The sequence below is a fragment of the Sphingobacterium composti genome, assembly GCF_009829075.1.
Classification (GTDB): Bacteria; Bacteroidota; Bacteroidia; order Sphingobacteriales; family Sphingobacteriaceae; genus Sphingobacterium; species Sphingobacterium composti.
Map to the genome: position 1 here is coordinate 21,849 of NZ_WUQZ01000002.1, position 12,611 is coordinate 34,459.

8 protein-coding genes are annotated in these 12,611 nt (G+C 36.5%); 1 reads left to right on the forward strand and 7 read right to left on the reverse strand.

The features are described from left to right. Positions 1-94: 94 nt before the first annotated feature. The 6 genes from GOQ17_RS01425 to ettA form a co-directional block, all read right to left on the reverse strand. On the reverse strand, positions 95-2,488 hold the full coding sequence (locus tag GOQ17_RS01425; protein ID WP_159633743.1) for a heavy metal translocating P-type ATPase: 2,394 nt from the start codon (positions 2,486-2,488) through the stop codon (positions 95-97). 11 nt (positions 2,489-2,499) lie between these two features. Next, the gene (gene hemN, locus GOQ17_RS01430) at positions 2,500-3,855 is read right to left on the reverse strand and encodes an oxygen-independent coproporphyrinogen III oxidase (RefSeq protein ID WP_159633745.1); all 1,356 of its coding nucleotides are present in this window, start codon (positions 3,853-3,855) and stop codon (positions 2,500-2,502) included. After that, positions 3,845-4,294: a Rossmann-fold NAD(P)-binding domain-containing protein gene (locus GOQ17_RS01435; protein WP_159633748.1), complete on the reverse strand. Its 450-nt coding sequence runs from the start codon at positions 4,292-4,294 to the stop codon at positions 3,845-3,847. The genes hemN and GOQ17_RS01435 overlap by 11 nt, the downstream gene beginning before the upstream one ends. A gap of 132 nt (positions 4,295-4,426) precedes the next feature. Then, positions 4,427-5,488 carry a response regulator gene (locus GOQ17_RS01440; RefSeq protein WP_159633751.1) on the reverse strand — a complete coding sequence of 354 codons (1,062 nt, stop codon included), beginning with the start codon at positions 5,486-5,488 and terminating at the stop codon, positions 4,427-4,429. A 12-nt stretch (positions 5,489-5,500) separates the two neighbouring features. Beyond that, the gene (locus GOQ17_RS01445; protein ID WP_159633754.1) at positions 5,501-6,691 is read right to left on the reverse strand and encodes a PAS domain-containing sensor histidine kinase; all 1,191 of its coding nucleotides are present in this window, start codon (positions 6,689-6,691) and stop codon (positions 5,501-5,503) included. Positions 6,692-6,702: 11 nt separating this feature from the next. Then, the gene (gene ettA, locus GOQ17_RS01450) at positions 6,703-8,385 is read right to left on the reverse strand and encodes an energy-dependent translational throttle protein EttA (RefSeq protein ID WP_159633757.1); all 1,683 of its coding nucleotides are present in this window, start codon (positions 8,383-8,385) and stop codon (positions 6,703-6,705) included. A 250-nt stretch (positions 8,386-8,635) separates the two neighbouring features. Here ettA and GOQ17_RS01455 point away from each other — a divergent pair, with 250 nt between their 5' ends. After that, a complete protein-coding gene (locus GOQ17_RS01455) occupies positions 8,636-11,182 on the forward strand; it encodes an ATP-dependent Clp protease ATP-binding subunit (RefSeq protein ID WP_159633760.1) in 2,547 nt (848 codons plus the stop codon). A gap of 321 nt (positions 11,183-11,503) precedes the next feature. On the opposite strand, the gene carA is transcribed toward GOQ17_RS01455, so the two are convergent. Then, positions 11,504-12,604 carry a glutamine-hydrolyzing carbamoyl-phosphate synthase small subunit gene (gene carA / locus GOQ17_RS01460; protein ID WP_159633763.1) on the reverse strand — a complete coding sequence of 367 codons (1,101 nt, stop codon included), beginning with the start codon at positions 12,602-12,604 and terminating at the stop codon, positions 11,504-11,506. Positions 12,605-12,611 lie beyond the last annotated feature (7 nt).

A 12,611-nucleotide genomic window follows, 5' to 3' on the forward strand; every position in this document is an offset into this window, starting at 1 on the left:
CATTTGAGATATTAGATTTGAGAAAACTGAGATACAATGCATATTGGACAATAACAAAATCTAACGTCTAATATCTAGCATCTGATATCTAAACCTAAATCAATCCCCTTTTCTTTCCATACCAACGTGTCATCAAACTTGTAAATGAAATAATTGTCACGGTGCTTATAGGCATCAATATTGCTGCAAAAAGTGGAGACATCGTCCCTTGTACCGCAAAGCTAATCCCAATAATATTGTACAAGATCGATATTACAAAGCTCATTTTTATCACTTTCACCGCATCTTTACTAAAGTTAAAGAACGCTGGAATTTTAGCAAATGACTCGCCATCCAAAATCGCATCACAACCGGGTGAAAAATTGTTTATATCGTCTGAAACCGCAATTCCCAAATCCGCTTTGCGTAAAGCGCCAGCATCATTCAAACCATCTCCCAACATACATACTTTGTGAGACGCAGATTGCCACTGCTCTATGCGTTGCAATTTATCCGTAGGATTTTGGTTAAAGAGTAAATTAGATTGTGATGGAAAAATAATTTTTAATGCTTCTGCGCGACGTTCATTGTCACCAGAAATTAAATGTAAGTTGTAATCGCCACTTTTCAAAGCTTGAACAACCTCATTTAGTCCCGAACGCCAAGATTGTTCTAATGTGAAAACTCCCTTGATTTCTTTGTTAATATTCACATACACCGAAGTACCTTCTGCTTTTTTGTTTTCTCCGACAAAAGCTGCACTTCCAAGTGATACAGAATAATCTAAATAATCAGCAGATTGCCCTTGACCAACAATTTCTTTGTAATTCGAGATTGGAAGCAATTGACATTCACCCAAACTTTTCAAAATCTCACGACTCAAAGGATGGTTAGAATTGCGACATATAGAATATAGTATATCTTTTTCATTTGGATTAAGTTCACCTTCAAAAACCATAGCAGAAGCTGTCGGAGATGTTATGGTTCCAGTTTTGTCAAAAACTAGCGTATCAATTGCAGCCATTTGTTCAATTGCCGAAGTATTTTTGATATAAAATTTATTTTTATCTAAAATACTCAACGCCGCAGAAAGTGTAAACGGCGAACTCAAAGCCAAGGCACAGGGACAAGCTATAATCAGCACCGCTGTAAATGCCGCCCAAGCTTTGTCGGCTTGACCATTAACAAACCAAAATCCTAATGCCAATAACGCAATACTCACTAACACAACCGTGAAATATTTACTGATATAACCTACAAAAGTGTCAAATTTCTTTTCGTAAGATTTGAACGATTCATTGTTCCACAAACGTGTCAAATAACTTTGCGAAACCGCTTTCACAACTTCCAATTCTATTGCACCTCCGATTTGTCGACCACCAGCATACACGACTTCGCCTAAGACTTTTTCTACAGGCTTGCTTTCTCCTGTCACAAAACTAAAATCCACTGAAGCATTTCCTTTCAAAAGGATTGCATCTGCCGGAATGATTTCATTGTTGCGAATTAAAATACGATTACCTATTTCCAAATCAGCAATTTGCTTTGGAAGTTCTTTTTCTTCTTCTATAACGGTTACAGCAACTGGAAAATACGAGCGGTAATCCCGTTCAAAAGAAATATGATAATACGTACGCTGTTGAACCCACTTTCCGATCAAAATGAAAAACACCAAACTGCACAACGTATCCATAAATCCTGGACCAGTTTGTGTAATTATTTCAATAGCCGAACGCAAAAACAGCACAAAAATCCCTAAAGCCAATGGCACGTCGAGATTTAGTTGCTTTTGCTTCAAACTATTCCAAGCAGATTTGAAATAATCGGATGCACTATATAACAAAACTGGAATTCCAAACGCCAAATTCATGTAGCCAAAGAAATTTGCGTACTCCTTCTCAAAACCTCCCATTCCAAAATAATCAGGAAAGCTTATCATCATTGAGTTACCAAAACAGAATCCCGCTACAGTAATTTTAGCTATTAACCCATTTTGATTGATTTTCTTCCCTTCTTTCACCACATCTTGTAAGGTGATTTTTGGTTCGTAACCAATATTTTGAAGTAACTCTACCAACCCACGCAAAGACATTTCTGCTTTATGGAATTTGATGCTGGCTTGCCTTTTCATAAAATCTACTTTCGAAGACTTTACAGCAGAAGTTAATTTGTAGAGGTTTTCCAACAGCCAAATACAAGAACTACAATGAATCGCAGGAATATAAAAAGTAATTATGGCCAAATTCTCATCCTGATAGTCAACCAATTTGCTGATGATAGTAGGCTCATCCAAATAACTTAAATCCTGTTTATCGGATTTTTGGGATTTCCCAGGATGCGTATTATATCGGTAGTAACTATCAAGATTATTCTCATTTAAAATTTGATAGACGGTCTGACAGCCGAGACAACAAAATGTATGATCATTTAATAGATAGGGTGTTTCCTCCACTTTATCCCCGCAATGATAACAATTTGTTGCCAATTTCAATTCCGCATTTACCGCCATAACTTTTTACGCTATATTGCTTGACTAAATAAATTCTCTCTTTCTTTTGTACGCTGTAAGCGCTCATCGAAAGCCATACACACATTCCGAAGGAATGATTTCCCCGATTCAGTAATGGAGATATTCAGACCATTTATAAACACCAAGCCATCGTTTTCTAAAGGATTTAATCTTTGTAAGATTCGTTCATTAAATTCACTATTTGGAATCAAATTCACCACACCTCTACACATCATATCGAGGATATATTGACGAATAATAATATCTTCATCGTCCAACAAATGGCCTTTGAAAACTGGTAGTTTACCCTCAATTATGCATTGATGGTATTCTTCAACCGTTTTGACATTTTGTCCAAAAGCAGTCCAAGCATCGGAAATGGACGAAACACCAAGACCTATCATTAGTGGTGTGTATTGATCAGCATACCCCATAAAATTGCGGTGCAAAGTTCCATTTAGGTTTGCGATAAATAAGGCATCTTCTTTTTTAGAAAAATGATCCATACCCACATCTTCATAGCCAGCATCTTGAATCATAGATTTTCCTAAATTATAAAGAGCTAGTTTTTCCTCCCCGACAGGCAAATCGAGTTCAGTAAAACGTCTTTGTCCTGGTTTGAGCCAAGGTACGTGTGCATAACTATAAAACGAAATGCGGTCTGGAGACATCTTTAACGATACATCAATCGTCATTTTTACAGATTCTTGAGTTTGCAAAGGCAAACCATAAATCAAATCAAAATTGATAGATTCATAACCTATCTCACGCGCTTCGGTCATGACACGTGAAACATCTTCTACCGTCTGCTGACGATTTATAACAAATTGAACACGCTCGTCAAAATCTTGAATTCCTAAACTTAAGCGTCTAAACCCAAGATTATACAACGTTTGTAAATGTTCTCTGCTCGTATTTGCTGGATGCGCTTCAAAAGAAAAACTTGCATTCGCAGTTTTCTGATTGCCCTCTAAAATTCCATAAATTAACTTTTCAAGATTTTCAGGCTGAAAAAAAGTGGGTGTACCGCCACCAAGATGTATTTCATGAATTGAAATACTGCCTTCCCCAAGGAGGCGACGATACATATTCCACTCTTTCAACAAAGAATCTATATACGGCTCTTCGACTTTGTGTTTTTTTGTTATTCGTGTATTACAACCACAGTAAGTACACAAGCTTTCGCAATATGGTAGATGAATATAGATACTAATTCCGTGCTCTTTGGATTGATTGTAGCGAGCTACTACATTTGATTTCCACTTCTCTTCTGTAAATAAATCATTTTCCCAAAATGGTACTGTAGGATATGAAGTGTATCGTGGTGCAGCGACATTGTATTTCTTTACTAATTCCTTATCGTTCATATTCTTTACGCTTAGTATGAAGTTTGCGTTTATCAACGCTGCTATCTATTTTACATTGACAAGTGCCTAGAAAACATTGTCCATCTAGCCAATTATTTAAATTATCAATAGTTTGAATAGCTATATTTTTAGGAGAATCATCCTCTGCAGGAGTATTTGCTACATGTAACCCCAGTTTATTTGCAAAAGAAACATCAATATGATTCAGTGAAACTGAACGGGTGATTATTTTCTTAACGCCAATCGCACTTAATGCTTGAAGCATTTCCTTGTCCAATTTGTCGTTAGCTGACACAATAACAACTTCCTTACCAACCGCATATCGTATAGTAGCCAGATTCAAAGGATTTGAGATTAAAGTCAAATCATGAACCTTGGCGTTAGCTTTGGCTAATGTTTGTTTCTCAAATTCTTGAATATTGTAAGCAACTACTCTCATCAACTATTGTACTATTTATTAGTTCAAAAGTACTATCATTCGCAGGGGACACGAATGCAGGTAGTCAACTTAATATATGATTTGTATCACAATATAAAAAAGAAGAGGCTCCTATTTAGAAGCCTCTTCTTTTTATTGCTTTATATTTTTAAGTTTTTCGATAGAATAAATCCGAATCGCATTACCTTCTTTTGTAATTAATTTTTCGTCCTTAAAGTCGGACAACATTCGGCTAATAGTCTCATTTGCAGTACCTGCCAATGCCGCAAGGTCGTCTCTTGATATTCTTATAACCACTTCATCTTGGTCATCATTACTTTTAGTCTTTAGAGCAATATGCACTAAAGTATTTGCCACACGTTTACGCACTGAATCATACGCAAAGCCAAGCATCTGCTCTTCCTTTTCTTTCACATTTCCTGAAAGTAATTTGATAAACTTCGTTGCTATTACAGGTTTATTAAACATTAATTCAAAAAATTTTTCCTTTGGAATTAATGCTACTTCGGTATCTTCCAACGCACTTGCACTCTCCGTATATCCCTCATTCAACAATATAGATTCATATCCAAAAAATTGTCCATCGGTATGAATATTTGTCGACAATTCTCTCCCATCCTGATAATATAAAAATGTACGAACTTTACCTTTCACGATATAGTACACATATACTGGAGAATCCCCCTCTTCATATATAAGTTGTTTCTTTTTATAAACTTTTACACGAGCCTCTTTAACCAGATCATTTAGCAATATATTCTGATCCTCTTCTGTAAGAATAAGAGTACTACTTTTTTCGATTACGGACTGAAGGCTATCGCGTTTGCGCAATCTACTTTCAATAGAATTGAGCAATTCAATGTCGTCAAAAGGCTTTACTAAATAATCATCAGCCCCCATTTCCATTGCTTTACGCATATCCACACGTTCAGACTTTGCCGTCAAGAAAATAAAGGGTATATGCATAGTGGACTCTTGTTTACTTAGCATATACAAAACACCATAACCATCCAATTCTGGCATCATGATATCACAAAGAATCAAATCTGGAACATGTTTCATTGCGAGTTCTACTCCGATTTTACCATTCTCAGCTGTAAGAATGTTATACCCACTTGTCAACTCTAAAATTTCGGCAGTCCCCTCCCTTATCTCAAGATTATCTTCGATAATCAAAATAGTACGTTTATTCATAGTGTAGATTTTTTACTTGCGAAAAGTCATTTTGAATGACGTTCCTTCATGTATAGCTGACCAATATTCCAATTCCCCTCCCATCAGTGCTACATAACGCTTTACAATATTCAGACCTAATCCAGTTCCTGGGATATTTCCTGTATTGTGCGCTCTAAAAAATGGTTCAAAAAGATTTTTTTGGTCTTCTTCAGGAATACCTATGCCATTATCTCTTATGATAATTGTGCAAGCATCCTCGGTAATCTCTGTTGCAAATTCAATAAAAGTATCCTCCCCAGAATATTTAATTGCATTCGAGATCAAATTTATAATACTACTTTTCAAAAGGTGCGCATCCAAATCAAATTCAGCATTAGCACCTGTATGTTGATAGACGATATGTTGATTTTTTTTGCAAATCATCTGCATTTCGCCCGTTATTTCTTCCCCAAGATGTACTACATTAATCGTTTGCTGATTCACAACCACGACACCTGCTTCCAATTTTTCAAGTGAAAGAAAATCATTCAAAATATTATTCAGAAGTTGAACAGCACTTTTGATACGGTTTGTATGCTTTGATATAGCATCTACCTTATCTTGTTCGACGTACTTGTCAATCAATGATGCTGAAAGTTGCACCGAACTCAATGGAGTACGAAATTCATGCGATGCCATTGAAACAAATCGTGATTTCAGCTGATTTAGCTCCTTTTCCTTTTCCAAGGAATTACTTACATCAGCTTTTGCTCTTTCGAGTTCTGACACCAATGCAATCAAATCCTTCGTCCTGTGGCGCACCGTTTCTTCTAGCTCAATGGTATGTTGCATTAGCCTATCTTCAGCGGCCTTTTCTTTTGACAAATCGTGAACAAATCCTGTAAAAATGCTTTTGTCTTTATAGAAAACCTCACTAACTGCTAAGCGAAAAGGAAAGGTCGTGCCATCTTTCCTTTTTCCTAAGACTTCACGACCTATCCCTATAATTTTGCGATTTCCAGTAGTTTTGTAATTATGGATATATGAATCATGCTGACTTTTATAAGGTTCAGGCATTAACATAGATATATTGTTGCCTATGATTTCGTCTGCCGAATAACCAAATAATTCTAACGCTGCTGGATTAATTGATTCTACAATACCTCGATTACTAATCGTAATAATTCCATCTATTGCAGTATCTATGATTGCTTCAAGTAACTTCGCTGATTCTAAACTCATCCGTTATTTAATTACTTAACCAATTTTTTGTATTTAATACGTTTTGGACCAACATCACCTAAACGCTTTTTACGGTTTTCCTCGTATTCCGTATAGTTACCTTCGAAGAAATACACTTGAGAATCGCCCTCAAAAGCTAATATGTGCGTACAAATTCTATCTAAAAACCATCTATCATGGGAAATAATAACCGCACAACCACCGAAATTCTCCAATCCTTCCTCCAATGCACGCAATGTATTCACATCAATATCATTGGTAGGCTCATCCAATAACAATACGTTGGAAGCTTTCTTCAACGTGATAGCTAAATGCACACGATTACGCTCACCTCCTGACAACACGCCTACTTTCTTTTGCTGATCTGCGCCATTAAAATTAAATTTTGACACATAAGCACGTGAATTAAGCGTCTTATTGCCTAACAAAATATTGTCATTACCGTCTGTGATATTCTCCCAAACTGATTTTTCAGGGTCCAAATCATCGTGCATTTGATCCACATATCCTAATACTACAGTTTCTCCTACTTTGAAATCACCAGTATCAGGTTTTTCTTGTCCCGTGATCAAGCGGAACAATGTTGTTTTACCAGCACCGTTTGGCCCAATAATACCCACAATACCCGCTGGTGGCAATGAAAAACTTAAGTTTTCGAAAAGAATTCTATCTCCGTATGCTTTAGAAATATTATTAGCTTCAATTACGACATTACCCAAACGTGGTCCTGGCGGAATGAATAATTCTAATTTTTCTTCACGCTCTTTAGTTTCTTCAGATGCTAATTTCTCGTAATTATGCAAACGTGCTTTTGATTTGGCGTGGCGTGCTTTAGGAGCCATCTTCACCCATTCCAACTCTCGCTCTAAAGTTTTTTGGCGTTTGGTTTCTTGTTTTTCCTCTTGCGCTAGACGTTTTGCTTTTTGGTCAAGCCATGAAGAATAATTTCCTTTCCAAGGAATACCTTCACCTCTATCCAATTCCAAAATCCATCCTGCTACATTATCCAAGAAATATCTATCGTGCGTCACCGCAATAACAGTTCCTTTGTAATGTTGTAAATACTGTTCTAACCAATCAATTGATTCTGCATCCAAGTGGTTGGTCGGCTCATCCAACAATAAGACATCTGGCTCTTGTAATAATAAACGACACATCGCTACTCGACGTCGCTCACCTCCTGACAGATTGGCAATCTTAGCTTCTGGCTCAGGACAACGCAAAGCGTCCATTGCACGCTCCAGCTTAGAATCTAATTCCCAAGCGTTTGTTGCGTCGATTTTATCTTGTAATTCGCCTTGACGTGCCAATAGTTTATCCATTGCATCCGCATCTTCATAAACTTCTGGCAAGCCGAATTTTTCGTTTATTTCTTCATATTCTTTTAAAATTGCTGTAATCTCTGCTACACCTTCCTCTACTATCTCACGAACTGTTTTTTCTGGATCTAAAACTGGCTCCTGAGCAAGATAACCAACTGAATAACCAGGAGAGAAAACGACTTCACCTTGGTAAGATTTATCTAATCCAGCTATAATCTTCAATAAAGAGGATTTACCCGAACCATTCAAACCTATTACACCAATTTTAGCTCCATAAAAAAAGGATAGGTATATATTTTTTAAAACTTGTTTTTGAGGTGGGTAAATCTTGTTTACACCAGCCATCGAAAAGATTATTTTTTCGTCAGACATTATAAATATTTAATACAGAATTTTCCTTATGTTTTTCGTTAGTCAAAGATAGCTAAATTAGCCCCAAATAAAAATACATAGATATCCTTAGAATAGAAAGAGATATCGACTATAAATAAATTACTGCCATTTTGACGAACTAATATTGTGGCTCAATTGTTGATAATTTCTAATAAATATAAGTGCGGTTTTCTTATTTATTTCATACTTTTATACAAACCCTCACTTACAAACAAAGAAAGGTAATTAAATGGAAGCAAAATTTTCACCAAGAGTAAAAGATGTTATATCCTATAGCCGTGAAGAAGCACTACGTCTTCGTCATGATTATATTGGAACTGAGCATCTTTTGCTAGGACTAATCCGAGAAGGTGATGGTATCGCTATCAAAATTCTTAAGAACTTAAATCTTGATACAGCTGCTATAAGACAATCTATTGAGGATGCTGTGAAAGGATCTTCTGTATCAAGAACACCAATAGGATCTGTTCCATTAACTAAACAAGCTGAAAAAGTCCTAAAAATAACATATTTAGAAGCTAAAATCTTCAAGAGCGACATTATTGGCACTGAGCATCTCCTTTTAGCGATTTTGCGTGATGAAGATAATATTGCGTCACAGATTTTACAACAATATGGTATATCATATGACCTATTTAAAAATGAAGTAGAGCAAAGCAAAACAAATATTACGGACGAAGCCACAGGTTCTTCATCACCGGATGATGATTATGAAGAGCAAGAAAACTTCTCAGCACCTAAAAAGGTTTCTGACATTAAATCGAAAACACCTGTTTTGGATAATTTTGGTCGTGATTTGACACGTGCTGCAGAAGAAGGTAAATTGGATCCAATTGTAGGTCGTGAAAAAGAAATTGAGCGTGTTTCCCAAATCTTATCACGTCGCAAGAAAAACAACCCTATCCTAATTGGAGAACCAGGGGTTGGTAAATCTGCTATTGCCGAAGGTTTGGCACTTCGTATAGTACAACGGAAAGTTTCACGCGTATTGTTCAACAAACGTGTCGTAACATTAGACCTAGCGTCTCTGGTTGCAGGTACAAAATACCGAGGTCAATTCGAAGAGCGTATGAAAGCTGTGATGAACGAATTGGAAAAATCACCAGATGTAATTTTATTCATCGATGAGATTCATACCATAGTTGGTGCTGGTGGTGCTTCAGGTTCATTGGACGCTTCGAATATGTTCAAACCAGCTTTGGCACGTGGAGAAATTCAATGTATTGGCGCGACAACGTTAGATGAGTATCGCCAGTTTATCGAAAAAGATGGTGCTTTGGATCGTCGTTTCCAAAAGGTAATGATCGAACCAGCTTCGCATGACGAGACATTGGAAATCTTAAATCGTATAAAAGATAAATACGAAGAACACCACAATGTAAACTATACGCCAGAAGCGTTAGAAGCGTGTGTGACTTTGACTACTCGTTATATCACCGATCGTTTCTTACCAGATAAAGCTATTGATGCTTTGGATGAAGCGGGTTCACGTGTTCACTTGACAAATATTCATGTTCCACAAACGATTATTGATATTGAGGAGAAAATTGAAGAAGTCAAAATAGAGAAAAACAAAGTTGTTCGTTCGCAGAAATATGAGGAAGCAGCTAAGTTACGTGATACGGAGAAAAAACTTTTAGAAGAATTAGAAAAAGAAAAAGCGTCTTGGGAAGCGGAAACGAAAACCAAACGTTATACCGTAACGGAAGATAATGTAGCTGAAGTTGTATCGATGATGACGGGTATTCCTGTTCAACGAGTTAGCCAAACGGATAGCCAAAAGCTATTGAATATGGGTGAATCGATGAAAGGACGTATCATTGGTCAAGACGATGCTGTACAGAAATTGGTTAAAGCTATTCAACGTACACGTGCAGGGCTAAAAGATCCGAAAAAACCAATTGGTTCGTTCATCTTTTTAGGCCCAACGGGTGTTGGTAAAACGGAATTAGCGAAAGAATTGGCTCGTTTCATGTTTGATTCAGAAGATTCGCTGATTCAAGTTGACATGAGTGAATACATGGAAAAATTTGCTGTTTCTCGTTTGGTTGGAGCGCCTCCAGGATATGTAGGTTACGAAGAAGGTGGTCAACTGACGGAGAAAGTTCGTCGTAAACCTTATTCAGTAGTCTTATTGGATGAGATTGAAAAAGCACATCCAGATGTATTCAACTTATTATTACAAGTTTTGGACGAAGGACAATTGACAGATTCTTTGGGTCGTCGTGTGGACTTCAGAAATACAATCATTATAATGACTTCGAATATTGGTGTTCGTCAATTGAAAGAATTTGGTCAAGGTGTTGGTTTTACCACTACTGCTAAAGAAACGCAAGCTGATGCGCATTCACGAGGTGTAATCGAAACAGCGCTTAAACGTGCCTTTGCTCCTGAGTTCTTGAATCGTGTAGATGATGTAATTGTATTTAACTCATTGACTAAAGAGAATATCTTCAAAATCATTGATATTGAATTAAAATCATTATTCGGACGTATAGAAGCATTAGGTCATAGTATTCAATTGACAGATAAGGCAAAAGAATACATAGCAGAAAAAGGTTACGATACCAATTTTGGTGCGCGTCCTTTGAAACGTGCTATTCAGAAATATTTGGAAGATCCTATCGCAGAAGAAATTCTTCGAGGTGAACTAAAATCAAATGCTTTATTGACTGTTGATTTGGATGAGGAGAAAAATGAAATCGTAGTGAAAGGTGAAAATCCGAATAGCGATGATTCAGTCTCAACAGACATCAACGAAGAAAAAGAAAAATAAGCCTTTTTCGAATACACAATATATACTAGAAATCCTCAAGCTAAGCTTGGGGATTTTTTGGTATAGTATACCATTTCGAGTATATAAACAGGTAAAAAATTACTTGTCACTTAGATATAAGAGAAGTCCATTAAAAAGTAAATGTTCGTAGTCTCTAGATATCTCTATACACATCATTCCGTTCGAAAGGCTGTTATAAATAGTAGCTTTTTAGAAATGAAAGCACTCTATTTTTTAACATCAATAACAAACTAAAATAAATCAAAAAAGCTCATCATCTTTCGATGTTGAGCTTCTAAAAATATATACAATAATGCTTTATTATGCTTTTACCATGCTAACGAAATCGTCAAATAAGTAACGAGAATCGTGTGGCCCTGGAGATGATTCTGGGTGGTATTGTACAGAGAAAGCTTTTTTACCTTTCACACGGATACCTTCGATTGAGTTATCATTCAAGTTGATATGTGTTATTTCAATATTATCTGACTTCTCGATATCTTCTCTTACTACACCGAAACCGTGGTTTTGTGAAGTAATCTCACAACGATTAGCAATGATATTTTTCACGGGGTGATTGATACCACGGTGACCATTAAACATTTTTTCAGTACGAATACCATTTGCTAATGCTAAGATTTGGTGACCTAAACAAATACCAAACATTGGCTTATCCGCTGCTAAAATTTCTTTTACAGTTTGAATCGCATAATCTGCAGCAGCTGGATCACCAGGACCATTTGAGATAAAATAACCATCAGCTCCCCAAGCTTCCATTTCCGCAAAAGAAGTTTTCGCTGGGAATACTTTAGCATAAACCTGACGTGCATCAAAGTTTCTCAAGATATTGCGTTTGATACCTAAATCCAATACAGCAATACGAACTGCTGCATCTTCATCACCGTAGAAATATGGTTCTTTAGTACTAACTGTTGAAGACAACTCCAGACCTGCCATTGAAGGAACTTTAGCCAATTCAGCTTTCAACGATTCTGCATCTAAATTCTCAGATGAAATGATAGCATTCATCGCTCCTTTGTCACGAATATGACGTACCAATGAACGTGTATCAATATCCGAAATACCAACCAAATTTTGCTCCTCAAAATAAGTCTGGATAGAACTATCCGCCATTTTACGGCTATAGTTAATGTTATAATTTTTACATACTAAACCAGCTATTTGAATTTTGTTAGATTCAGCATCATCTTCATCTATACCATAGTTACCAATATGAGCATTGGTAGTCACCATGATCTGTCCATAATAAGAAGGATCTGTAAAAATCTCTTGGTAACCTGTTGTACCTGTATTAAAACAAATTTCACCAGTAGTTGTTCCTATTTTTCCGGCTGCTTTACCATGAAAAACAGTACCATCTTCTAAAACTAAAATTGCGGGTAATTTACTGTAGCTGGTCATTTTTTAT